Source organism: Burkholderia sp. AU30280, assembly GCF_020420125.1.
Classification (GTDB): domain Bacteria; phylum Pseudomonadota; class Gammaproteobacteria; order Burkholderiales; family Burkholderiaceae; genus Burkholderia.
This window is the reverse complement of the sequence record NZ_JAIZRY010000003.1, coordinates 404229-428950: the sequence shown is the minus strand read 5'-3', so window position 1 is coordinate 428950 and position 24722 is coordinate 404229. Positions and strand designations below refer to the sequence as shown.

Annotated in this window: 20 protein-coding genes; 11 read left to right on the top strand and 9 right to left on the bottom strand. The window is 66.1% G+C overall.

Annotated features, from left to right (window positions below; genetic code table 11):
• Positions 1–201 precede the first annotated feature (201 nt).
• Entirely contained in the window at positions 202–1614 is a 1413-nt protein-coding gene (cysS, locus tag LGN17_RS09375) for a cysteine--tRNA ligase (RefSeq protein WP_226196139.1), read from the top strand.
• 235 nt (positions 1615–1849) lie between these two features.
• On the top strand, positions 1850–3100 hold the full coding sequence (locus LGN17_RS09370; RefSeq protein ID WP_226196137.1) for an MFS transporter: 1251 nt from the start codon (positions 1850–1852) through the stop codon (positions 3098–3100).
• 13 nt (positions 3101–3113) lie between these two features.
• On the opposite strand, the gene LGN17_RS09365 is transcribed toward LGN17_RS09370, so the two are convergent.
• The 5 genes from LGN17_RS09365 to LGN17_RS09345 form a co-directional block, all read right to left on the bottom strand.
• On the bottom strand, positions 3114–3476 hold the full coding sequence (locus LGN17_RS09365; RefSeq protein ID WP_226196135.1) for a YbjQ family protein: 363 nt from the start codon (positions 3474–3476) through the stop codon (positions 3114–3116).
• Positions 3477–3718: 242 nt separating this feature from the next.
• Complete coding sequence (locus LGN17_RS09360; RefSeq protein WP_226196134.1) at positions 3719–4972, bottom strand: M20/M25/M40 family metallo-hydrolase; 1254 nt, start codon at positions 4970–4972, stop codon at positions 3719–3721.
• 79 nt (positions 4973–5051) lie between these two features.
• Positions 5052–6764 (bottom strand): M36 family metallopeptidase, encoded by a 1713-nt coding sequence (locus tag LGN17_RS09355; RefSeq protein ID WP_226196132.1) that lies wholly within the window; start codon positions 6762–6764, stop codon positions 5052–5054.
• Positions 6765–7254: 490 nt separating this feature from the next.
• Entirely contained in the window at positions 7255–8199 is a 945-nt protein-coding gene (locus tag LGN17_RS09350) for a GlxA family transcriptional regulator (RefSeq protein ID WP_175953131.1), read from the bottom strand.
• 260 nt (positions 8200–8459) lie between these two features.
• Positions 8460–10043: an isocitrate lyase gene (locus LGN17_RS09345; protein ID WP_175971580.1), complete on the bottom strand. Its 1584-nt coding sequence runs from the start codon at positions 10041–10043 to the stop codon at positions 8460–8462.
• Positions 10044–10652: 609 nt separating this feature from the next.
• Here LGN17_RS09345 and LGN17_RS09340 point away from each other — a divergent pair.
• From LGN17_RS09340 to LGN17_RS09315, 6 genes are all read left to right on the top strand, one after another.
• On the top strand, positions 10653–11606 hold the full coding sequence (locus LGN17_RS09340; protein ID WP_175953134.1) for a choline ABC transporter substrate-binding protein: 954 nt from the start codon (positions 10653–10655) through the stop codon (positions 11604–11606).
• Positions 11607–11685: 79 nt separating this feature from the next.
• The gene (locus tag LGN17_RS09335; protein ID WP_175953135.1) at positions 11686–12615 is read left to right on the top strand and encodes a 3-keto-5-aminohexanoate cleavage protein; all 930 of its coding nucleotides are present in this window, start codon (positions 11686–11688) and stop codon (positions 12613–12615) included.
• 87 nt (positions 12616–12702) lie between these two features.
• Positions 12703–13668 (top strand): L-carnitine dehydrogenase, encoded by a 966-nt coding sequence (locus LGN17_RS09330; RefSeq protein WP_226196130.1) that lies wholly within the window; start codon positions 12703–12705, stop codon positions 13666–13668.
• 12 nt (positions 13669–13680) lie between these two features.
• Positions 13681–14169: a thioesterase family protein gene (locus LGN17_RS09325; RefSeq protein ID WP_226196128.1), complete on the top strand. Its 489-nt coding sequence runs from the start codon at positions 13681–13683 to the stop codon at positions 14167–14169.
• A gap of 33 nt (positions 14170–14202) precedes the next feature.
• The gene (locus LGN17_RS09320) at positions 14203–15159 is read left to right on the top strand and encodes an alpha/beta hydrolase (RefSeq protein WP_226196126.1); all 957 of its coding nucleotides are present in this window, start codon (positions 14203–14205) and stop codon (positions 15157–15159) included.
• Between the two features lie 22 nt (positions 15160–15181).
• Complete coding sequence (locus tag LGN17_RS09315) at positions 15182–16375, top strand: TauD/TfdA family dioxygenase (protein ID WP_226196125.1); 1194 nt, start codon at positions 15182–15184, stop codon at positions 16373–16375.
• 93 nt (positions 16376–16468) lie between these two features.
• On the opposite strand, the gene LGN17_RS09310 is transcribed toward LGN17_RS09315, so the two are convergent.
• The 4 genes from LGN17_RS09310 to LGN17_RS09295 all read right to left on the bottom strand — a co-directional run bounded on the left by LGN17_RS09310 (position 16469) and on the right by LGN17_RS09295 (position 21074).
• On the bottom strand, positions 16469–18421 hold the full coding sequence (locus tag LGN17_RS09310; RefSeq protein ID WP_226196123.1) for an acyltransferase family protein: 1953 nt from the start codon (positions 18419–18421) through the stop codon (positions 16469–16471).
• A gap of 697 nt (positions 18422–19118) precedes the next feature.
• Positions 19119–19415 carry a DUF4148 domain-containing protein gene (locus tag LGN17_RS09305; RefSeq protein WP_175953140.1) on the bottom strand — a complete coding sequence of 99 codons (297 nt, stop codon included), beginning with the start codon at positions 19413–19415 and terminating at the stop codon, positions 19119–19121.
• 214 nt (positions 19416–19629) lie between these two features.
• Positions 19630–20616, bottom strand: coding sequence for an oxidoreductase (locus LGN17_RS09300; RefSeq protein ID WP_226196121.1), 987 nt, complete (start codon positions 20614–20616; stop codon positions 19630–19632).
• Positions 20617–20783: 167 nt separating this feature from the next.
• The gene (locus LGN17_RS09295; protein ID WP_175953142.1) at positions 20784–21074 is read right to left on the bottom strand and encodes a DUF3331 domain-containing protein; all 291 of its coding nucleotides are present in this window, start codon (positions 21072–21074) and stop codon (positions 20784–20786) included.
• Positions 21075–21735: 661 nt separating this feature from the next.
• Here LGN17_RS09295 and LGN17_RS09290 point away from each other — a divergent pair.
• From LGN17_RS09290 to LGN17_RS09280, 3 genes are read left to right on the top strand one after another with little or no spacing between them, the layout of a single operon-like run.
• A complete protein-coding gene (locus LGN17_RS09290) occupies positions 21736–22500 on the top strand; it encodes an SDR family oxidoreductase (RefSeq protein ID WP_226196119.1) in 765 nt (254 codons plus the stop codon).
• A 41-nt stretch (positions 22501–22541) separates the two neighbouring features.
• Entirely contained in the window at positions 22542–23384 is an 843-nt protein-coding gene (locus tag LGN17_RS09285; RefSeq protein WP_226196117.1) for an ureidoglycolate lyase, read from the top strand.
• Between the two features lie 23 nt (positions 23385–23407).
• Positions 23408–24685 (top strand): L-fuconate dehydratase, encoded by a 1278-nt coding sequence (locus tag LGN17_RS09280; protein ID WP_226196115.1) that lies wholly within the window; start codon positions 23408–23410, stop codon positions 24683–24685.
• Positions 24686–24722 lie beyond the last annotated feature (37 nt).

The window sequence follows — 24722 nt, the reverse complement described above, 5'->3', positions numbered from 1 at the left end:
ATAGACGTTAGCATCGTCCGCATGCTTGATCGCGCCCTTTCCCCCTCCTCGCTTGTCCGTGCATGTTGTCAGAACATGCCAGGGGGACATTGCGTCCAGCGAACTCGCTGAACGTTCAAGCAATCGCCTTCCGGCCGCCTGTGATGCAAAACAGGCGGCCTTTTTGTTTTTGGGCCGACACTTTCGGGACGGAGAAACTCGATGCCGCTTGCGCTGTATGACACCTGGTCGCGTACCGTGCGCCCCTTCACGCCAATTCGGGCCGGGCAGGTCGGCATGTACTGCTGCGGCCCCACGGTCTACGACGACGCCCACATCGGCAACCTGAGAACCTACGTGTTCGAGGACCTCCTGCGCCGCGTCCTGGAGCGCAACGGATACGCGGTCCGGCACGTCGTCAACATCACCGACGTCGGCCACCTGACTTCGGATGCGGACGAAGGCGAAGACAAGATGGAGAAGGGGAGCCGTCGGACCGGCGAGTCGGCGTGGGCCATCGCCCGGCGCTACACCGAGGCTTTCGTCCGGGACTGGCGCGCGCTCCACCTGCTCGAGCCGACGGTCTGGTGCCGCGCCACCGATCACATCGCCGAACAGGTCGCGTTCATCGATACGCTCGACCGGGCCGGCTACGTCTATCGGACGAGCGACGGCCTCTACTTCGACACCAGCCGGCAGGACGACTACGGTTATCTTGCGCGGCTGGATCGCGCGGGGTTGCAGGCGGGCAAGCGCGTGGCGCTGGGCGAGAAGCGGAGCATCACGGATTTTGCGTTGTGGAAGTTCAGCCCGGCCGGCGTCAAGCGGCAAATGGAATGGGACAGCCCGTGGGGGCGCGGCTTTCCGGGCTGGCATATCGAATGCTCGGCGATGTCGGCGAAGTATCTCGGGACCTTGTTCGATATCCATTGCGGCGGCGAGGATCATATCGCCGTGCATCACAGCAACGAGATTGCGCAGACGCGGGCGGCCCACGGCACGCACCTCGCGAACTACTGGATGCACGGGCACTTCCTGACGCTCGACGCCGATACGAAGATGTCGAAGTCGAGCGGCGATTTCGTCCGTCTGCAGACCTTGCAGAGCCGCAATGTCGATCCGCTCGCGTACCGCTACCTGTGCCTGACAGCCCACTACCGAAGCAAGCTGCATTTCACGTGGGCGTCGCTCGACGCGGCGCACACCGCGCTGAATCGACTGCGGCACCTCTATGCCGGCTGGCCGGACGGCGGGCGCGTCGATGCGGATTTCGTCGCGCGATTCGATGCCGAAGTGAACGATGACCTGAATCTGCCCAGGGCGCTTGCGGTGCTGTGGGATCTGGTCAGGAGCAATTTGCCGCCCGCGACCCTGAAAGCGACCGTGGACAGCTTCGACACCGTGCTTGGCCTCGATTTGCGCGAATGGAGGCCGGTTGCGCTCGACGTTCCGGAACACGTCCGCGCGTGGCTCGGTGAGCGTGAGCGCGCGAGGGCGGACAAGGATTGGGCGCAAGCCGACCGGATCCGGGAAGCGTTGAGCGCCGAGGGCTGGAGGGTCGAGGACACGCCGGAAGGTCAGCGTCTGTTCGGCATCGCAACGGGCTCGAGCGATACCGGCGTTCCGACGCGATGAAGTTCGCGGGCCGCCTGCATCGGAAGATCCGGTAACCGGGCCGCCGGGTGGTGGCCCGGCGGCCGTGGTCAACACGGCCGCCGGAATCGTCGGCAACCGTGCCCGCGGCCCGTTCTCCGCGGTTGGCATATCATCGCGCTTTGGCCGCGTCTGCACCGTTGTCGCGCGCACGCATCGGCGTGCGCGGTCGTTTCCCGAACGGTACCGGCGCGCAGCGCCGCCCGCCGAGACCTCGATGACCGACTCCGTGCCCGACTCCAGCCCCTTGTCCCCGTTACCCGCCAACCTGTTCCGTCACGTCCCGTTCCAGCGCTTCTGGGGCACGCGCGTGATGTCTTCCCTGGCTTTCCAGATCCTGTCGGTCGCCATCGGCTGGTATGTCTACGCGCTCACGCATAGCGCGTTCGCACTCGGGCTCGTCGGCCTCGCGCAGTTCGTGCCGATGTTCGCGCTGACGCTCGTCGTCGGGCAGGTGGCCGACCGCTACGATCGCCGGCGCATCGCGACGATCTGCCAGGGCGTCGAGGCGCTGGCCGCCGGCGTGTTCCTGCTCGGTGCTGCCCAAGGATGGCTGGCCGCGCCGGCCGTGTATGCGCTCGCCGCGATCGTCGGCACGGCCCGCGCGTTCGAGTCGCCGTCGGTGTCGTCGCTTCTGCCGGCTGTCGTGCCGCGCACCGACCTGCCGCGTGCGACCGCGCTGTCGACGTCCGCCAACCAGGCCGCGCAGATCCTCGGGCCTGCGTTCGGCGGGCTGCTCTATGGTGTCGGTGCGCCCGCCGCGTTCGGCACGAGCGTCGCGGCGTTCGCGATCGCGGCGATGCTGAGCGGCACGATTCCGCTGCGCAGCGCGCCGCCCGCCCGCGAGCCGGTCACGCTGCGCTCGGTGTTCTCCGGGATCGCGTTCATCCGGCGCGAGCCGGCGATTCTCGGCGCACTGTCGCTCGACCTGTTCGCGGTGCTGTTCGGCGGCGCAACGGCGTTGCTGCCGATCTACGCGCGCGACATCCTGCAGGTCGGGCCATGGGGGCTCGGTGCACTGCGCGCGGCGCCCGCGGTCGGTGCGCTCGCGGGCACGCTGTGGCTCACGCGTTTCCCGCTGAAAGGGCGGCCGGGCCGCGCGATGTTCGGCGGCGTGATCGCGTTCGGCATCGCGACGATCGTGTTCGGCGTGTCGCGGCACTTCGCGCTGTCGCTCGTCGCGCTGGCGGCACTCGGCGCATCGGACGTGGTCAGCGTTGTCGTGCGCCTGTCGCTCGTGCAGCTTCGCACGCCCGACGACATGCTCGGACGCGTGAGCGCGGTCAATTCGCTGTTCATCGGCACGTCGAATCAGCTCGGCGAATTCGAATCGGGCGTGACGGCCGCGTGGTGGGGCGCGCCGACGGCGATCGTCGTCGGCGGAGCCGCGACGATCGCGGTTGCGCTCGCCTGGATGCGGCTGTTTCCGCAGCTCACGAACATGAAGTCGCTCGAGCGCGACGTCTGACGCGCATCAGGCGTCACGCGTCCTGCATCACGCGCACGGCCGTGCCGTAGCAGATGACTTCCGTCACGCCCGCGCCGATCTCGGTCGAGTCGTAGCGCATCGCGACGATCGCGTTCGCGCCGAGCTTGCGCGCATCGTCGATCATCTTGTCGAATGCCTGCTGGCGAGCCTTCTCGCACAGCGATGTATACAGCGTGATATTGCCGCCGAAGATCGTCTGCAGCGATGCCCCGAACGAGCCGACGATCGAGCGCGAGCGCACGATGATGCCCTGTGCGACGCCGAGCGAGCGAACGGTCGTATGGCCGGGCAGGTCGAAGGCGGTCGTGACGCGAGCGGGCGACAGGTCGTCGATGGAGCGGGAGGTGTCGGTCATGGCGGGAGGCGTGTAGCGGAGTGGTCGAGTGACGATTCTATCCGGATGCGCGTGCGTGCCCGGTTCGATCGAGCTGATCGCGCGGCACGTGACGCGCCATGAAGCTTCCGTAGCGGTCGTTTTTGCATGCGTCTCCACGAGGCGCCGACCGGCATCATCAGGAAGGAAGCGTGTGCGAACGACGCGCACGCGCTTCCTTCATTTCCGCACGGATCGGCGGACGAACGAGCGGCGACGCGCCGTCAGGGTTTCGCGACCGTACCGCCGTTCCCGCCGAGATCGACCGCATAGGCGAGCGCCAGCTTGCCGAACTTCAGCGCATGGTTCGCCTGGCGATCCGAATTCTCCAGCGTGTCGTTCACGGTATGGATATACGGACTGTCGTTCTGGTCGGCCTCGAACGGGAACGACGCCGGATACCCTTGCGCATTCCACGACGCGTGATCCGAGCACGCATACCCGCACTGCGACGTGCCGATCGCGAGTTCCGGCAGGTAGGTCTTCGCCAGATTCGTCAGGTAGGTGTTCTGCGCCGCGTTCGTGTAGTCGGTGATCAGGTAGATGTCCTTCGGATCGCCCTTGTAGTTCGTCATGTCGAGCTGCAGCACGCCGACCACGTTCGCATTCTGCGCGCGGAACTGCTTCGCGATCGCCTTCGAGCCGAGCAGCCCGGCTTCCTCGGCCGCGTACCCGACGAACTTGATCGTCCGCTTCGGCTTGTAGTTGTTCGCCAGTAGCACGCGCAGCGCTTCGGTCAGGCTCGCGATACCCGACGCATCGTCATCCGCACCGGGCGAACGCGTGTTCTCCGTCGTGCGGCCAACCGTCGAATCGAGGTGGCCGCCCAGCACGATGGTGCCCGCGGCCGGATCGCTGCCACGGATCGTCAGGATCACGGATTTCTGCGGAAAGCCCGTGTGCGCGAACTGCTCGACGGTGATGTCGGCGCGCGAACCCGCCAGTTGCTTCCACTGCAATGCGAGCCAGTCCGATGCGGCGACACCATGCGACGTCGTGTAGTAGCGGTTCGTGAAGCCGGACAGCGACGTGATCGTGCCGACGATGTTGCTGGCTTGCAGCTGCTGGATCCACGTGCCGATCTGCGGCGCGTTCGATACCTTGTACACGGCGGCGGTGGCCTGTTTCGCGAGCGTCGGCGGCAACGGCTGCAGTGCCTGGCGCGCTTCGTCGAACGAGTCGTGCACGACATAGCCGGGCCCGTGGCCGCGTGTATGGTGAACGGCGTGGGCGAGTTCGCCGAGCCGTGAATCGTCGATTTCGACGACGTGAACGGTTTCACGGCGCGCCGCGCCGTCAGCCGTCTTGCCGGCGTCGACGGTCGTGCTGGTTTGCGCGGCGGCGCCGGCGTCGATCCGTTGCAGCTGGCGGAACGCGGCGTCACCGAGTGTGATCCACACCGGCGTCGCATGCGCGGCGGCGGTCAGCAGCATGCCGCCCAGTGCGACGCTCAGGCGGCTCAGTTTCAGAGTAGGCATGTTCGATCTCGTGAGGATGGCGATGTCGGGGAAGAGGGCGTGCCGCAGGCCGTGCGATGCGCCCCCGCCTGCTGCGGATTTACGACTTCTTCGGTACGGTCACGCCGTACGTGCAACTCTGGTTGTACGCATTGCCGATCGCGGTGAGTTGCGCGTTGCTGTAGCCGAGCGCGGATGCGGCGGTCAGCACGGCCTGCGCGGCGGCCTTCTGGTTGGTCGAGCTGTTGGTCATCGACAACCCTTTCAGGAACGCCTTGTCCATCGCCTGCGCACCGATCGCGTCGCGCGCGACGAGGTTGCACGACGCCCAGTACTGGCCGGCCGTATGGATCTCCGCGCCGCGCGCCTGCGCATAGGTGCGCCCGACGTTCCAGTTGGTCACGCGGCCGCCCCAGAACTCGTTGTGGCCGTCCCAGTTGTAGACCCAGTGGTACTGCGCATCCGTCGGGCTCCACTGGTTGAAGTCGCGGCTGTATGCGGCGGCGAGATAGTCGCCGGTGCCTTCGGACAAACCTTCCTGCTGCGACAGGCCGCCGTTCGTCACCCAGTCGTGGATGCCGTGGCCGAGCTCGTGGATCACGACGTCCGCATCCTCCGCATCGTCGACGCCGCCTTGCCCGAAGGTCAGCCGGCCGCTGCTCGACGAGTACGACGAGTTGTCGTCGCCCGATTCGCCGTGCGGGTCGTACTGCACACCGCCCGTGTACTGGTACGGCAGCGCCTTGATACCGAGCGTCTGGTTCACGTAGCGCAGGAACGTGTCGATGTGGTAATACGCGTTCACGGCCTCGAAATACAGGTTGCCGCGCGTGAACTCGAACGCGGGCGTCGACTGCACGGGGCACGCCTTGTCGAGCGGCGCATCGAAATCGACGCATACCGCGTACGGGCCCGACAGCGAGTAGCGCGCGCCCGACTGCGCGAGATCCTTCAGCGTCACGCGTACGCGTGCAGCGGTGAGCTGCGACGAATCGGCGTCGTTGCTGTCCTTGTAGCCCGTGCTGCCGTAGCTGCTCCTGGTCGGCGACAGCGGATCGGGCCGGAACACGAAGCCCGTGCCGTCGGTCGCGTAGAACGCCTTGTCCTCGGCGCGCAGCACTTCGCCGCTGCCCGAGTCGATCAGCAGTTCCCAGTCGCCTTTCGGACCGTCGTTCGGGCGGCCGCGCACCTTCCATGCGGTATGCGTGCCCGTCTTGTCGACGAACGCGACGAGCTGCGCATCGAGGTTCGTGAAGCCGCTCACGCCGAGATACGCGCGTGCGCGGTCGAGCGCCTGCTGCTGGTCGACGGCCTGCGACTTGCGCGACGTCGCCACCACGCCGTTGATCGTGTTGCTCGCGACGTACAGGATGCGGCCATCCTTCGCGACCGTCACCGCGATATCGCTGCCGTACACGGGCAATCCGGCCGCCTGCTGCTGCAGGCGCACGACGGTGAAGTCGGCATCGTTGCGCTCCGACGTGACGACGAGGCTCGCGAGCGCGGTCGCGTCGAGCCCGAGCTGCGTGGCCTGCGACGCGACGAAGTCGCGCGCGGTGGCGGCAGGCGTCGTGGCGGCTTTCTTCGCGCGATACGCGGGGTTGTACAGCGTGACGGCGACGCCGTCCGGGCGGAACTGCCCGGCGGCCGTGTCGGCCTTGGCGGCCGGCGGCGCGACGCCGCGCGTCAGGCTTTCGCGCAGGCTCGTTGCTTGCGGATTCGAGACTTTCGTATCGGCCGCGGTGCCGCCGACGATGCCGAAACCGAGCGCGAGACCCAGGGCGAGCGGCAGTGCTTTGCGTGATGTCTGCATACGTGATCCTCATCTCAACGGTTGGACACGCCCGCGCGTTCGTGGCGCGCAGGCACGACACGGCCCGCGCGCCGATTCGAGGGAACCGGCGCGGCGCAGCGGTGTTGGGAGTGCCGACTGACTAAGGAACCCTAAATGTCAGGTCGAAAAGAAACAGACGGGCGAAGAGCGGGGGGAGCGGACGAAGAAGCGAACGGCAGGCAGGTGCGGCGACGGCGAATCGAGCATCGTCATGTCATACCCCTCGGATCGGATCGATATCGGTCGATAGCCCGCGCAGTGCGATGCGCGTCTGGACGCAGCATGCATGTCGTTAGGCTACCTATCTAACTTTTTTTGGTATGTTACAGAATATTTTCAGCGACATTCCAATTTATTTTCGATGACCGCTTCGGTTCGTCGATCAATCGCCTGAATTGTTCAGCGAGCGGCGGGAAACGCTGCCGGAACGTGCAATACCGCGCTGGATTGTGCTTGAAACCGGCGACGATCAGCGTGTCGCGCGCCGGTCGTTGCGCGGGCTCAACCCGAATCGCGTGCGATACGTGCGCGAGAAATGCGACGGCGATTCGAACCCGCACGCGACGCACACCGATGTGATGCTCATGTCGGTCTGCTGCAGCAGTTCGCGTGCGCGATCGAGGCGCAGGTTCAGGTAGAAATGCGTCGGCGTGTCGTTCAGCGTCGCGCTGAACAGCCGTTCGAGCTGGCGGCGCGTAATCGATACCTCTTGCGCGAGCGCATCGGAGCCGAGCGGGTTTTCCATGTGCCGCTGCATCGTGCCGATCACCTGGATCAGCTTGCGGTTGTGCACGCCGTAGCGCGCGGCGATCTCGAGCCGCTGGCTGTCGGAGCGCTGCCGGATCCGGCTGACGACGAACTGCTCGGAGATCGCTGCCGCGAGATCGGCGCCGTGCCGCCGCCCGATCAGGTCGAGCATCATGTCGATCGACGCGGTGCCGCCCGCGCACGTGATGCGCCGGTCGTCGATCTCGAACAGCTCCTGCGTCGCGTTCAGGCCGGGGTAGCGTTCGCGGAACGCGGCCAGCGCTTCCCAGTGCAGCGTGAGCGGTTGCGACGCGTCGAACAGCCCGGCTTCCGCGAGCACGAAGCTGCCCGTGTCGATGCCGCCGAGCGTTGCACCATGACGGTGCTGGCGGCGCAGCCAGTCGCCGATCGCGCGCGTGTAGCACACGAGCGGATCGAAGCCCGCGACGACGAACACCGTATCGACGTTGCCGACCTCCGCGCACGCGGCTTCGGCGGCGACCGGAATGCCGTTGCTCGCGGCGACGGGCGCGCCGTCGGCGCTGATCACGTGCCAGCGATAGAGCTCGGCGCGAAAGCGGTTCGCGACGCGCAGCGGTTCGACCGCGGACATGAAGCCGAGCGCGGAGAAGCCGGGCAGCAGCAGGAAGTGGAAATCCTCGGGCATCGGGGCAGGGGATGGGATCCGGTGGTCGTCGCGTCTGGCACGCGATGGCGAACCGACGGGCACGCGCCGCGGCCGGCTCGCAGGCGCCGAACGGTCGGCGTCAGCGGAAGATTATCGCGGGTTTTGCGCGTCGACGGCGTGTTTTCGCGGCGCGCCCGGCCCGGCGCGCGGTGGCCGACGGCGGTTCGTCGGCACGACTCGCCGGACAAAAAAAACGCCAACCCGGCCGGGTTGGCGTTTCGCTTCGGCGATGACCGGTATCAGAACTGGTTCATCGTGTTGTCCTTGCCTGCCGCCTTCAGCGCTGCTTCGCCGCTGAAGTATTCCTTGTGATCGTCACCGATGTCCGAGCCGGACATGTTCTGGTGCTTCACGCAGGCGATACCCTGACGGATTTCCTTGCGCTGCACGCCGGCCACGTAGCCCAGCATGCCTTGGTCGCCGAAGTATTCCTTGGCCAGGTTGTCGGTCGACAGCGCGGCGGTGTGGTACGTCGGCAGCGTGATCAGGTGATGGAAGATGCCAGCTTCACGCGATGCGTCGGCCTGGAACGTGCGGATCTTCTCGTCGGCCAGCTTGGCCAGTTCCGTCTCGTCGTATTCCACGCTCATCAGCTGCGCACGGTCGTAGGCGGACACGTCCTTGCCCTCGGCCTTCATCGCGTCGTACGCCTGCTGACGGAAGTTCAGCGTCCAGTTGAACGACGGGCTGTTGTTGTACACCAGCTTCGCGTTCGGGATGACCTTGCGGATCTCGCTGACCATGCCGCCGATCTGTGCGATATGCGGTTTTTCGGTTTCGATCCACAGCAGGTCGGCGCCGTTTTGCAGCGCGGTGACGCAATCCAGCACGCAGCGCGCTTCGCCCGTGCCGGCGCGGAACTGGAACAGGTTGCTCGGCAGGCGCTTCGGACGCAGCAGCTTGCCGTCGCGCTTGATGACGACGTCACCGTTGCCCAGTTGGTCGGCCGACAGTTCTTCGCAGTCGAGGAAGGAATTGTATTGGTCGCCCAGGTCGCCCGGCGTGTTGGTCACGGCGATCTGCTTGGTCAGGCCGGCGCCCAGCGAGTCGGTACGGGCCACGATGATGCCGTCGTCCACGCCCAGTTCCAGGAACGCGTAGCGGATCGCGCGGATCTTCGCGAGGAAATCCTCGTGCGGCACGGTGACCTTGCCGTCCTGGTGGCCGCACTGCTTCTCGTCGGACACCTGGTTTTCGATCTGGATGCAGCATGCGCCCGCTTCGATGAACTGCTTGGCCAGCAGGTACGTGGCTTCCGCGTTGCCGAAACCGGCGTCGATGTCGGCGATGATCGGCACCACGTGCGTGACGTGGTTGTCGATCTTGTCCTGGATCGCGGCCTTCGCCGCCGCATCCTTGGCGGCGTCCAGCTCGCGGAACAGGCCGCCCAGTTCACGGGCGTCGGCCTGGCGCAGGAACGTGTACAACTCGCGGATCAGCGCGCTGACCGAGGTCTTTTCGTGCATCGACTGGTCCGGCAGCGGGCCGAACTCCGAGCGCAGCGCGGCAACCATCCAGCCGGACAGGTACAGGTAGCGGCGTTCGGTGCTGTTGAAGTGCTTCTTGATCGAGATCATCTTCTGCTGGCCGATGAAGCCGTGCCAGCAACCCAGCGACTGCGTGTACTTGGTCGGGTCGGCGTCGTAGGCGGCCATGTCGGCGCGCATGATCTTCGCGGTGTACTTGGCGATGTCCAGGCCCGTCTTGAACTTGTTCTGGGCACGCATGCGGGCGGCGTACTCGGGGTTGATCGCATTCCACGCGCTGCCGTGGTTTTCTTTCAAACCGGCAACTGCCTTGATGTCGTCTTGATACTGGGCCATGTCAATCTCCTGGGAGCAAAGCGCGTTTGAGTAACTGGTTGAGCGTGCCCGCTGCGTCTGTCGAAGCGAACTGCATGGACAAATAGTAACGCCGCCCGTTGAGCTTTTGGCGATGTCTTATATAAGACATAAGACATTATTTTTTCTTGTTTTTCAATGAGATACGTTGCAGTTTTTGCGATGTAAAACATGTTTTCAAGCGACGAAAAGGCCGCGGCGCGAGAATCCGGCGTAGATTCCGCAATGCGAAATGCCCTTTCGGCTGCTGGAGACCGGACCAGCTTCACACGTGCCCGTGACACCCGTTCGTCGGGGCGGCGCGAGCGCCGCGGGGCCGAAGCCGCACCGGCCCGCCGTTTCGCCCGGGCTAAGTCGAAAGCATCGCGCCGCATGTGGACAAGCTGAATCCATCTTTCACTCCCGTGAAAACCCCGTCCACCAAGCATCTCGGGAAACCTAGTGGTTTCCACTCATAGTCGCAAACAGTCAAGAACAGGTCGCCGCCGGTCTTCTCGCGACCAATATGGCTCGTTACTTTTACTCCCACGATGCAGGCCGGGCACACCCCGCGCACCGGCTGCCGCGAGTCCCACCGGGAGGAAACGAACCATGAAGTCGACGAAGATCGCCGCGCTTGCCGCGGCCGTGCTGGCGACCGGCGCGTTCACACACGCCGCGCTTGCCGAAACGGATGCCGCGACCTGCCGCACCGTGCGTTTCGCGGATATCGGCTGGACCGACATCACGTCGACCACGGCGCTCGCGTCGACCGTGTTCGAGGCGCTCGGCTACAAGCCGACCACGACGATCGCGTCGGTGCCGATCTCGTTCGCCGGCCTGAAGAGCAAGCAGCTCGACGTGTCGCTCGGCTACTGGTGGCCCGTGCAGCAGAAGCAACTGCAGCCGTTCCTCGACAGCAAGTCGATCAACGTCGTCGAACCGCCGAACCTGTCGGGCGCGAAGGCGACGCTCGCAGTGCCGAGCTACGAATACCAGGCCGGCCTGAAGACCTTCGAGGACATCGCGAAGCACCGCGCGGAACTCGACGGCAAGATCTACGGGATCGAGCCGGGCAGCAGCGCGAACGCGACGATCCAGAAGATGATCGACACGAACCAGTACGGGCTCGGCGGCTTCAAGCTCGTCGAATCGAGCGAGGCCGGGATGCTGGTGACGGTCGAGCGCGCGATTCGCGAGAAGAAGTGGGTGGTCTTCCTCGGCTGGGAACCGCATCCGATGAACATCCAGCTCAGCATGAACTATCTCTCCGGCGGCGACGCGTCGTTCGGGCCCAACTACGGCGAGGCGCGCGTGTACACGCTCACCGCGCCCGACTTCATTTCACGCTGCCCGAATGCCGGCAAGCTCGTCACGAACCTGCGCTTCTCGACGCAGCTCGAGAACCAGCTGATGCAGTCGGTGATGAACAAGACGAAGCCGGCCGAAGCCGCGAAGGCGTACCTGAAGAAGAACCCGCAGGTGCTCGATCCGTGGCTCGCGGGCGTCAAGACGTTCGACGGCAAGGACGGGCTGCCGGCCGTGAAGGCGTATCTCGGCCTGTGACGACCCGCGCGCATCCACCGGTGCGCCCCGACGAAACACCCGCAATGCGACACAACCCGATTCAAGCGAGGCAACCAGCATGAACCACGAAGTCATCATCACCTGCGCCGTCACCGGCGCGGGCGATACGGTCGGCAAGCATCCGGCGATTCCGGTCACGCCGAAGGAGATCGCGGCCGCCGCGATCGAGGCCGCGAAGGCCGGTGCGACGGTGGCGCACTGCCACGTGCGCGATCCGCAGACGGGGCGCGGCAGCCGCGACCCGAACCTGTACCGCGAAGTGGTCGACCGCATCCGCTCGGCCGACGTCGACGTGATCATCAACCTGACGGCCGGCATGGGCGGCGATCTCGAGATCGGCCCCGGCGAGGACCCGATGCGTTTCGGCAAGGGCACCGACCTGGTCGGCGGCCTCACGCGCCTCGCGCACGTCGAGGAACTGCTGCCCGAAATCTGCACGCTCGACTGCGGCACGCTGAATTTCGGCGATGGCGACTACATCTACGTGTCGACGCCCGCGCAGTTGCGCGCCGGCGCGAAGCGCATCCAGGAACTCGGCGTGAAGCCGGAACTGGAGATCTTCGACACGGGCCATCTGTGGTTCGCGAAGCAGTTGCTGAAGGAAGGGCTGCTCGACGATCCGCCGCTGTTCCAGCTGTGCCTCGGCATTCCGTGGGGCGCGCCGGCCGACACGGGCACGATGAAGGCAATGGTCGACAACCTGCCGCCGGGCGCGCACTGGGCCGGCTTCGGGATCGGCCGCATGCAGATGCCGATGGTCGCGCAGGCGATGCTGCTCGGCGGCCACGTGCGCGTCGGCCTCGAAGACAACATCTGGCTCGATCGCGGCGTGCATGCGACCAACGGCACGCTCGTCGAACGCGCGCGCGAGATCGTCGAGCGGCTCGGCGCCCGCGTGCTGACGCCGGCCGAAGGCCGCCGCAAACTCGGCTTGCCCGCACGCGGCGAGCGTCCGCTCGAACGCCGTGCGCTCGCCGAGTTTGCGTGAGTTTTTCCCCGACTGATTGATACGACGCGGCGGCACGCACAGGCGCGGCCGCCCGCCGATTTCCCCTGATTGGAAGGATGCATTGACATGGCTGTGAAGACCGACATCAAGACGTTCGCCGCCATCGGCACCGGCGTGATCGGCAGCGGATGGATTTCCCGCGCGCTCGCGCACGGTCTCGACGTGGTCGTGTGGGACCCTGCGCCGGGTGCGGAAGAACGGTTGCGCGCGAACGTCGCGAACGCGTGGCCCGCGCTCGAACGCGTCGGCCTCGCGCCGGGCGCCGATCCCGCGCGGCTGCGTTTCGTGGCGACGATCGAGGAATGCGTCGCCGATGCGGATTTCATCCAGGAAAGTGCGCCCGAGCGCGAGGCGCTGAAGCTCGAACTGCACGAGCAGATCAGCCGCGCGGCGAAGCCCGACGCGATCATCGCGTCGTCGACGTCGGGGCTGCTGCCGACGGATTTCTACGCGCGGGCGACGCATCCGGAGCGCTGCGTGGTCGGCCATCCTTTCAATCCCGTCTACCTGCTGCCGCTCGTCGAGGTGCTCGGCGGCGCGCGCACGTCGCCGGAAGCGGTCGAAGGCGCGATGGAGATCTATCGCACGCTCGGCATGCGGCCGCTGCACGTGCGCAAGGAAGTGCCGGGCTTCATCGCCGACCGGCTGCTCGAAGCGTTGTGGCGCGAAGCGCTGCACCTCGTCAACGAAGGCGTCGCGACGACCGGCGAGATCGACGACGCGATCCGCTTCGGCGCGGGCATCCGCTGGTCGTTCATGGGCACGTTCCTGACCTACACGCTCGCGGGCGGCGACGCGGGCATGCGACACTTCATGCAGCAGTTCGGCCCCGCGCTCGAATTGCCGTGGACGAAGCTGGTTGCGCCTACGCTGACCGATGCGCTGATCGACAGCGTCGTCGAAGGCACGACCGAACAGCAGGGCACGCGCAGCATCAAGGAACTCGAACGCTATCGCGACGAGTGCATCACCGAGGTGCTGAAGTCGATCGCCGCGGTGAAGGCGCGGCACGGGATGCGATTCGAAGACTGAGGACGAGAGACGATGACCGGCGATACCCCGCTGACGATTTACCGGGACGCGGTGCGGCCCGAATGGGTCGACTACAACGGCCACCTGCGCGATGCGTTCTATCTGCTGATCTTCAGCTTCGCGACCGATGCGCTGCTGGATCGCATCGGCCTCGATGACGCCGCGCGCCGCGAGCGGAGCCGCTCGGTCTATACGCTCGAAGCGCACGTGAACTACCTGCGCGAGATCAAGGAGGGCACGCAGGTGCGCGTCGACGCGCGCGTGCTCGCGCACGACGCGAAGCGGCTGCACCTGTATCTCGAACTGTTCGCGGCCGGGCACGACGATGCGGTCGCGGCGAGCGAGCAGATGCTGCTGCACGTCGATACGCGCGATGGCGCGAAATCGGCGCCGTTCGACGACGACGTGGCTGCGCGCGTGGCCGGGCTGCATGCGTTGCAGCGCGATTGCGCGGCGCCCGCGTACGCGGGCCGCGTGATCGCGCTGCCGCCGCGCCGTTAGCCGGCGCGAATCTTCAATCACGGAGCGCACACGATGCTCGAACCGGAAATCGCGACGTTCGTTGCAGCCGTCGACGCGTGGTATCCGGCCGATGCGGCCGCGCGCTCGCCCGGCGAGCAGCGCCGCCTGTACGACCGCTTCGCGGCCGAATGGACCCCGGCTGCGCTGCCGGCCGGCATCGTGCAGCAGGACGCCGTCTGGCAGGCGCCCGACGGCCGCGCGATCGGGTTGCGGCGCTACACGTCCGCGCACGGCGCGCCGCGCGGCACGGTGCTGTTCTTTCATGGCGGCGGCTTCGTCGTCGGCTCGCTCGACAGTCATGCGCTGATCACCGCGCAACTGGCGGCCGATACGGGGCTCGACGTGATCGCGGTCGACTACCGGCTCGCGCCCGAGCATCGCGCACCGGCCGCGCTAGAAGATTGCCTGGAGGTCACGCGCGCCGCGCGCGACGCACGCTGGCCGTTCGGGCCGTGCGTGCATCCGCTGACGCTCGCGGGCGACAGCGCGGGCGGCATGCTTGCGGCGGCCGCGGCCACCGCGTTGCGCGATGCGGGCGAAGGCGGTGTCGACGGCATCGCGCTCGTCTATCCGATGCTCGGGTTCGAACCGCAATCGCCCGCGCGCGAAACGGAAGCGCACGCGCCGATGCTGACGCTCGACGACGTCCATCGCTATCGCGCGCTGTACTGGGAAGGCGGCCTGTCCGATGCGCTGCGAGACGGCAACCCGCTGCTGCGCGCATCGGTGCCGCTCGCGGCTTCGCGTTTCGATGGCCTGCCGCCCGTGCTCGCGATCGGCGCGGAACACGATCCGCTGCGTGACGATGCGCGCGTGTACGTCGAACGGATTCGCGCGGCCGGCGGCGTCGCGCACTACTGGATGGGAGAGGGGTTGGTGCACGGCTGCTGGCGCGCGCTCGGGACGAGTCCGCAGGTGGCGCGGCTGCACCGGACGGTCGGCGGGTTTCTGCTCGCACCACACGCGTAGCGGGCGTTTCCGGGAGGTAACGATGCAGGCAGCGCAACAGCGTATCGAGGACTGGCGGACGGTTTCGGCGGACGCGGCCATTGCGGCGGCGACGATTGGCGACGGCGCGGTGGACATCGAATGGAGCGACGCGCGACGATCGCCGTTTCATTTCGACTGGCTGCGCGACAACTGCGCGTGTTCCGCGTGCGTGCATGCCGTCACGCGTGAACAGGTGTTCGAGATCGCCGATGCGCGCGACGATCTCGCCGCGCTCGCGGTGCACGTCGAAACCGACGGTGCGCTGCATGTCGAGTGGAACGACGGACATCGCAGCGCGTGGTCGCCGGGCTGGTTGCGCGCGCATGCATACGACGACGCGTCGCGCGCGGAGCGCCAGGCCGCGCACGGTCGGCACGTGTGGGCCGGCGACGATGCGACGGCCATCGGCGTGTTCGCGTGGCGCGACGTGATGGAGGACGACGGCGCATTGCTCGCGTGGCTTGCCGCGTTGCAACGCACGGGGCTGACGCTCGTCGAAGGCGTGCCGGCCGAGCGTGGCCGTGTCGACCAGATCGCGCGCCGTGTCGGCCTGATCCGGGAGAGCAATTTCGGCGTGCTGTTCGACGTCGAATCGAAGCCGCGTCCGGACAGCAATGCGTATACGTCGCTGAACCTGCCGCCGCATACCGATCTGCCGACCCGCGAATTGCAGCCGGGCGTGCAGTTCCTGCATTGCCTCGCGAACGATGCAACGGGCGGCGACAGCGTGTTCCTCGACGGCTTCGCGCTTGCCGATGCGTTGCGGCGCGAGCATCCGGACGATTTTGAACAACTCGCGTCGACGCCGTTCGAGTTCTGGAACAAGAGCGCGAACAGCGACTACCGCTGCTCGGCGCCGGTGATCGGGCTGGATGCGCGCGGCAATGTCACCGAGGTGCGCGTCGCGAACTTCCTGCGCGGGCCGCTCGATGCGCCGGCCGGCTCGGTCGCGGCCGTCTATCGCGCGTACCGGCGGTTCCTCGCGCTGGCGCGCGAGCCGCGCTTTCGCGCGCAGCGCCGGCTGCGGGCGGGCGACATGTGGGCGTTCGACAACCGGCGCGTGCTGCATGCGCGTACCGAGTTCGATCCGTCGACGGGCCGCCGGCACCTGCAGGGCTGTTACGTCGATCGCGACGAACTGCTGTCGCGATGGCGGGTGTTGTCGCGGTCGGTGCCTGCCCGGACGCGTTGTTGATACATGGTAGGTGTCGTGTTGTATCGGCGCGGTCCGGGATGGCGTGCGGACCGCTAGCTGGTTTGAGTCCCGGCGAAATTTGCGCGACGATGCCTATTTTCCAAACAGGTTCGACGCGATGCGACTGGACACGGCAATGGCGCCCGCCGGCGTCAAGTGGGAATCGTCGAACATGACGATGCTACCCCGGCCGCTGCCGGTTCGAGTGATGCATCCTCGGGCGTCACACATCGCATCGAAAGCCGAGACATACTCGATTCCGAGTCGCATCGCCGTTGCTGCACCCTCTTGATCGTAGCGCTTCGACGCTGGATCGAGCCCGAAGCTCGTTCGCGACGGCAACGTCTCGTGATGCTCCCGCCAGTAAAGCCAGTACAGCTTGGGTAGAGCGCTCTGCCACGTGGCGACCTGGCCAATCAGCACGATCCGCTTGACGCCGGCGGCCCGCAAGGCGTCGATCGTACCCGGAAGCGCCTGCAGCCGATCGGAACTCCAGTTCGCCGTCAGCAGAACTGTCGCAGGCTTCACCGTTTGCACAAACGCAAGCGCGCTTTCGTTCGATTCCTTGCATCTTCCATCACCACTACCGACGAGCGGCGGGCAGCCCGACGTACTCAGTTGCGCAAATCGAATGCCCCGTTCGGCGCTTGCACTGCGTAGCCCCGGGGACAGTGCCGCAGCTCGCGAGTCCCCCCACAGCATGACGATCGGCCCTGAGCCGCCATCCACGCAAGTCGGGCTGAATCCTCGGTCGTCTCCCTCGAGATAGCATTGCCCCCGACGCCAGATCCGGTCTCGGTCAAAATCCACGCCATCGGCAAAGGCTCCAACCATCCGCGACATGCGGAACTCCAGGCCGCCTCGTGAATAATCGTTGTAGCCGGCAAAGGCGCATCCAGCCATCAGGACGATCAGCGTCGTGACAATCAGTCTCGGGTAGCGTGATTTTCTGATCGGTGTCTCGATGTACCGATACGTCAGAAACGCCAGCGGGAAGCCGGCCAACAACGCCAGGGCACGCCACGTCGCCGGCGCAGCGTCGCTGCTCAGGATCCGGAGCGCCGACAGCAATGGCCAGTGAAACAGGTAGAGCGGATAGCTGATCAGGCCGATCGTCACCAGCGGTCGGCAGCCTAGCACTCTCTGCGCGAATGGCGAGTTGGAACCGGCGTGGATCAACAGGCAGGCTGCAATGGTCGGGCATAGCGCCAACCAACCCGGAAATGGCAGGGATTTGTCTACGAGGAATACGGAGGCGGTCAGCAAAGCGATGCCGGCACTTGCCTGCGCATTGGCCGAGCCGGCCGACGGCATCCGCTCACAGGCAGTGTGGTGCCTGACCGCGAGGAATGCCCCGAGCATCGGCTCCCAGGCGCGCGTCAGCGGCGAATAGAATGCGCCGACCGGATCATGCGGCAGCGTGAGCACGCCCATCAGAAACGAGCCGAGGCCAACGATCGCAATCGGCCAAAAGGGTGACCATTTCAGACGCCACGCTCCGACCAGTAATACGGGCCATACGAGATAGAACTGCTCTTCGACACCGAGCGACCAAAGGTGAAGGAGCGGCTTCTGCTCGGCGGAAACGTCGAAATAGCCAGCCTCGCGCCAAAGGACCAGATTCGCAACGGAGGCGGCCCCGCCGGCGATGTGCTTGCCGAGCTGTTTGAACTCTTCCGGCAGCATTGTCTGCCAGCCGAATGCGTACAGCCCAACGAAAACAAGCAGCAGTGCGGGGAAGATCCGTCGAATCCTGCGCGCATAGAATCCGGAAAAACTGAATGTACCGGCATCGATTTCGCGCAACGCGTGTTTCGTGATGACGTAGCCCGATATCACGAAGAACACGTCAACGCCGACGAACCCGCCAGGTATCAGCGTGGGAAATGCGTGGAACAGGAGCACGGCGAGAACGGAGACTGCACGGAGCCCGTCGATGTCGCTGCGATAGTCGGCTGCTCCGTTTTGCGGAAGCGAATTGCTTTTGGACGCGTAATGCGTCCCTGGCGTCGATTCGATGCCGACGCCACCCCGTAACAAATCCATATTGGTTGTTCTTGTTCTGATCCGATCTGCCCTGGCACGGGAAAGTCGGACTCGTATTTAATTGTCGAAATTCGCTCGCTCTCTGGCGATGCACCCCGTCATAGCCAAACCCTGAGGTTTCGCCGCACGAAGTCAACGATCACTTGATTGGAAGCGATCTCCCTTGTCGACATCGGCCGTAGCAATAACCCACTACCTATCGGCAACTACGTCGAAAACTTGAGCGGAAAATTGGCGCAAGTTGTGCGTCTGCTTGCATGACGGCTCGACGGGCAGCAGATCCTTGTTTTCTTTATCGGTTATATCTGCTTGTTCTTGGTGATTCGCCCCGGTTGAAACGCCGGTTATCAATCCTTGATGCCGATCCGCCGAGTCTGCGAGAGGTCCGCTGCATCACGAGGAGCGCCTGTGCGGTACGCGAGTTCGGGGTTTCCGGGCAATCGCCGTTTGGGAATCAACCCGCCGTTGTTCTTGTAGTCGGGCCTTGGATTCGCTGCGGCCTTGCTGCCGCCATGGCGCTCGTCGAGTGACTTCCTGGACGAAAAAGCGCCCGGCCGCAAGGCGCCCGGGCGAAGCCACCCGTTGCCGGGCGGCGGAGGTATGCGTTTCATAAAAAAGGACGAGCCCCGCAAGGGGGCTCGTCCGGACTTTCCTGCTTCATCGCGCGACGCGCGGCGCCCGCCGGGGGCGCATCGGCTTACTGGCCGAAGAAGATCGAGTCGCGAGCGTTCGACGACGCTGCCGGGGCGCCCGAGTGGACGGCCGGGGCCGGTTGCGCGCCGTAGCCGCTGGTGTCGGCACCATGAACACGCGCTTCTGCGCTCTGGATGTCGTTCGGGTAGTACGGGCTCGACAGGCCCGGCTTGTAGCCGGCTTGTTCGAGCTGGACCAGTTCGTTCTTCACTTGCGCGCGGGTCACGGTGCTTTGGGCGAATGCGCCAAACGAAGCGGACAGGGCGGCAGCGGCAACGACTGCGGAAACGAGCGATTTCATGATGACCTCCGGTGTTTTATTGAGTTCGCTCTCGACACCATGTCTTAAGCGATTGATCAAATCTTAGTCATCGGAAGGTTCAGGGTAAACGCTGATTTTGACGATAGATTGTTTCCTGGGCGGTAACAGTAGCGCGCCGAATCAGTCTTTCAACCAGCTTTCTCTTCGGTTGGTGCAACAAGTGGGAAGACTATTGCGGATGGCGATGCGCGGTTCAGCGCGCCTCGGCCGCCGTGTCGAACGGCCGGCCCGGCGAGCGTCCGGCCGGCGCGCCCGAACTGAGGAAGCGCACGCCCGTCGCGGTTTCCGATGCTTCCCACAGCAGTGCCGCCGAGGCCACGTCGCGCGCCGCACGCGGCACGCTCGCGGGCGCCGGCAGCCCGCGCGACTCGAACCAGCCGGACGGTCCGATATACGCGCCGCCAGCGAGATCGGGCGAGGTCGCGGCATGGATCGCGGGCAGCGCGCCCTGGTCGGCCGGTTGCGCGAGATAACGGTTCGCGGCACGCATCAGCGCGGCACGGGCGGGCGAGCTGTCCATCGCCGGGCCGGCGAACTGCAGGTTGGTCGCCGCGTAGCCCGGGTGCGCGGCCACGCTGATCCCGGCGAACGCCGCGCGCTCGAAACGGCGCTGCAGTTCGATCGCGAATACGAGATTCGCGAGCTTGCTGTCGCAATAGGCGAGATAACGGTTGTAGCGGTGCTCGGCGCGCAGGTCGTCGACGCGGATCCGGCCGCCGCGGTTGAGGCCGCTCGACATCGTCACGACCCGCGCGCGGCGCGCGGCGCGCAGCGCGGGCAGCAGGTGGCCGGTCAGTGCGAAATGGCCGAGGTGGTTGGTGCCGAACTGCATCTCGAAGCCGTCGTGCGTATGGCGCAGCGGCAGGAACATCACGCCGGCGTTGTTGCAGAGGATATCGACGCGGCCGTGGCGTTCGGCCACCTCGGCCGCGAAGCGTGCGATCGACGCGAGATCGGCGAGGTCGAGCGCGTCGACTTCGACGCGGGCATCGGGATGGAGCTGGCGGATCGCATCGGCCGCCTGTGCGGCGCGGGCCGCATCGCGGCAGCCCATCACGACCGTCGCGCCTTTCGCGGCCAGCGTTTCCGCCAGCTGCCAGCCGAGCCCGCTGTTGGCGCCGGTCACGACCGCGACCTTGCCGCCTTGCGCCGGGACGTGGCGCGCGCTCCATGCATGCATGTCTGCCTCCATCGGCGCGACCAGGCGGCCGCGGCGCGTAATCATTACATTGAATAGTGTAACGATAGTGCGCGCAGGCGTGGCAGACAAGCGGGGGAATTAGGCCGGTGCTTCTAGGGCCGGCGCATCGTGTGGCGGCGTGTGCCGCGACGCGCGGCCGGCAGGATTTACCTGCCGCCGGCCAGCGCGAGCACTTCGGCGGCGGAAATCATCGCGGCCGCGTTCGCGGGCGCCGGGCGTTCGGCCGGACGGAAGACTTCGTCGCCGCGGTGGATGACCTGGCGCGACAGCGCGCAGGTGCCGGTGCGTTGCGCGAAGCGGCGGCGCCAGCGCTGTTCACCATAGTGACAGCGGCCAGGTTCGACCCAGCGGACGACGAGCAGCGTATCGGACTGTTCGAGGATTTCGACGTGGACGTCGGCGGGATCGAGCGCAGGCAGGGATTTGGAGGCCTTCATTTGCCGTTTCCTAAAGCTCGTGCGGTTTCGGCCTTGGCAGTGGATGTCACTACCCGATGGCGAATCCGTAGCGGTTTCCATGAGTGGTGCGCTAAATGTAAGCGTCTGTGACCGGAAAAAACATCCTGTCTGGCTCAAATTACCTTTTGCCGATTTAGAAACAATCCACGCTTATTTTCTTGGAAACCACAGACAAAAACGCCCCGGACGCGAAGTCCGGGGCGGAAAATCGGCCTGCGCGCCGTGTCTGCTCGCCCAGTCACGGAGCCCATCGCCGGGGGACGGAGGTGCCCGCAGGGATCGGACGCGGGCGGGGTGGCGATGGACCGGAAGCGCAGTCCGGTACGCCATGATGACGCGCGCATCCCGTTGAGACCCTGACGTGAACATGACTTTTTTGTCAGTTTGACGAGGTGCCGCGCCGGGACATGTGCGGTAAACCGGCCGGAAGGCCCGCCGTATCGAGGCTGTGCGGGTCGCTGGACATGCCCATTGGCGCCATCGAGCACCGGATCCGTGCTCAACCGCCCGATTTCGCCGCCCGGGTAAATACTGAATCCCGATTCCGTGACAAACGTGCCATCCCTTCCTATGATTGGTTGGACCTTTAGTCCTTTGTGCCAATCGGCCGACGGGTGGCCGGCATTTTCGGGAGGTGCTCATGAGATTGCAGGGCAAACGCGCGCTGGTGACGGCGGCCGGGCAGGGCATCGGCCGCGCGACCGCGCTGCGGTTCGCGAGCGAGGGCGCCGACGTGCTGGCGACCGACATCAACGAAGCCGCGCTCGTGCGGTTGGAGGCCGACGCCGAACACGCGGGCGGCCGGCTCGCCACGCGGCGGCTCGACGTCACCGATGCGCAGGACGTCGCGGCGCTCGCCGCGCGCGAGCGTGCGTTCGACGTGCTGTTCAACTGCGCGGGCTTCGTGCACCACGGCTCGATCCTCGACTGCGACGACGAAGCCTGGGCGTTCTCGCTGAACCTGAACGTCACGTCGATGTACCGGCTGATCCGCGCGCTCTTGCCCGCGATGCTCGAGGCCGGCGGCGCGTCGATCATCAACATGGCCTCGGCCGCGTCGAGCGTGAAGGGTGTGCCCAACCGCTTCGTCTACGGCACGACCAAGGCGGCCGTGATCGGGCTGACCAAGGCGGTGGCCGCCGATTTCGTCGAGCGGGGCATCCGCTGCAACGCGATCTGCCCGGGCACGATCGAATCGCCTTCACTGGAGCAGCGGATCGCGGACCAGGCGCGCACGCGCCACGTGTCGACCGACGAGGTGCGCCAGGCATTCGTCGCGCGCCAGCCGATCGGCCGCATCGGCCGCGCGGAAGAAGTGGCCGCGCTCGCGCTGTACCTCGCGTCCGACGAAGCGTCGTTTACGACCGGCGCGATTCACCTGATCGACGGCGGCTGGTCGAACTGACCGCGCGTTCCCCTTCACTTTCCGTTTCCGCTCAAGACGACATGAAACTGCTGAGATTTGGCGACAAGCACCATGAAAAGCCGGGCCTGCTCGATGCGCAGGGCCACATTCGCGACCTGTCCGGCGTGATCGACGATATCGCCGGCGATGTGCTGGCGCCGGCGTCGCTCGCGCGGCTGCGCGACATTCCGCCGTCGTCGCTGCCGCTCGTCGAAGGCACGCCGCGGCTTGGCGCGTGCGTCGGTCGCGTCGGCAAGTTCATCTGCATCGGGCTCAACTATTCCGACCACGCGGCCGAATCGGGGATGGACGTGCCGAAGGAGCCCGTCGTGTTCGGCAAGTGGACGAGTGCGATCTCGGGGCCGAACGACGACGTCGAGATTCCGCGCGGCTCGGAGAAAACCGACTGGGAAGTCGAGCTCGGCGTGGTGATCGGCCAGGGCGGCCGCTATATCGCGGAAGCCGATGCGCTGTCGCACGTCGCCGGCTACTGCGTCGTGAACGACGTGTCGGAGCGCGAATTCCAGCTCGAACGCGGCGGCACGTGGGACAAGGGCAAGGGCAACGACACGTTCGGGCCGCTCGGCCCGTGGCTCGTGACGGCCGACGAAGTGCCCGATCCGCATGCGCTGCGGCTGTGGCTCGACGTCGACGGCCATCGCTACCAGAACGGCACGACCGCGACGATGGTGTTCCGCGTGCCGCACCTGGTCAGCTACCTGAGCCGCTTCATGAGCCTGCAGCCGGGCGACGTGATCTCGACCGGCACGCCGCCGGGTGTCGGTCTCGGGCAGAAACCGCCCGTTTATCTGCGCGCCGGGCAGTTGATCACGCTCGGCATCGACGGGCTCGGCGAGCAGCGCCAGCGCACCGTGCAGGCCTGATTTCCTTTCGCGGACGATTCGTCATGCCTATCATTCGATCGATGCGCGTCCTCGACGTGCGCTTCCCGACCTCGCGCCAGCTCGACGGCTCCGATGCGATGAATCCGGACCCCGATTATTCGGCAGCCTACGTCGTGCTCGAAACCGACCGCGACGGGCTCGAAGGTCACGGGCTCACGTTCACCATCGGGCGCGGCAACGAGATCTGCTGCGCGGCGATCGACGCGATGCGTCACCTCGTCGTCGGCCTCGACCTCGACTGGATCCGCGCCGACATGGGCCGCTTCTGGCGGCACGTCACGTCGGACAGCCAGTTGCGCTGGATCGGCCCCGACAAGGGCGCGATCCACCTGGCGACGGGGGCCGTCGTCAATGCGGTATGGGATCTGTGGGCGAAAGCCGAACGCAAGCCGCTGTGGCGGCTTGTCGCCGACATGCGCCCGGAGGAACTGGTGCGTGCGATCGACTTCCGCTACCTGACCGACTGCCTGACGCCGGATGAAGCGCTCGACCTGCTGCGCCGGCAGGTGCCGGGCAAGGCGGAACGGATCGCGCTGCTCGAGCGCGACGGCTACCCGTGCTACACGACGTCGGCCGGCTGGCTCGGCTACAGCGACGACAAGCTGCGGCGGCTGTGCCGCGAAGCCGTCGAGGCCGGGTTCGAGTACGTGAAGCTGAAGGTCGGCGCGAACCTGGAGGACGACATCCGCCGTGTGACGATCGCGCGCGAGGTGATCGGCCCGGACCGCCAGTTGATGATCGACGCGAACCAGGTGTGGGAAGTCGACGAGGCGATCGACTGGGTGCGCGAGCTGGCGTTCGCGCGGCCGTGGTTCATCGAGGAGCCGACGAGCCCCGACGACGTCGAAGGGCATCGCAAGATCCGCGAGGCGATCGCGCCCGTGCAGGTCGCGACCGGCGAGATGTGCCAGAACCGCGTGCTGTTCAAGCAGTTCATCGCGCGCGGTGCGATCGACGTCGTGCAGATCGATGCGTGCCGGCTCGGCGGCGTGAACGAGATTCTCGCGGTGATGCTGATGGCCGCGAAGTACGGGTTGCCCGTGTGCCCGCATGCGGGCGGCGTCGGGTTGTGCGAGTACGTGCAGCATCTGTCGATGATCGACTACATCTGCATTGCCGGCACGAAGGAAGGGCGCGTGACCGAGTACGTCGATCACCTGCACGAGCATTTCGTCGAACCGTGCGTCGTGCGCGGCGCGGCGTACATGCCGCCGACGGCGCCCGGTTTCTCGATCGAGATGAAGCCCGAATCGCTGGAGCAATACCGGTTCCGCGGCTGACACGCGTCGAGCGTGCCGACAATATGAACGACGGAGA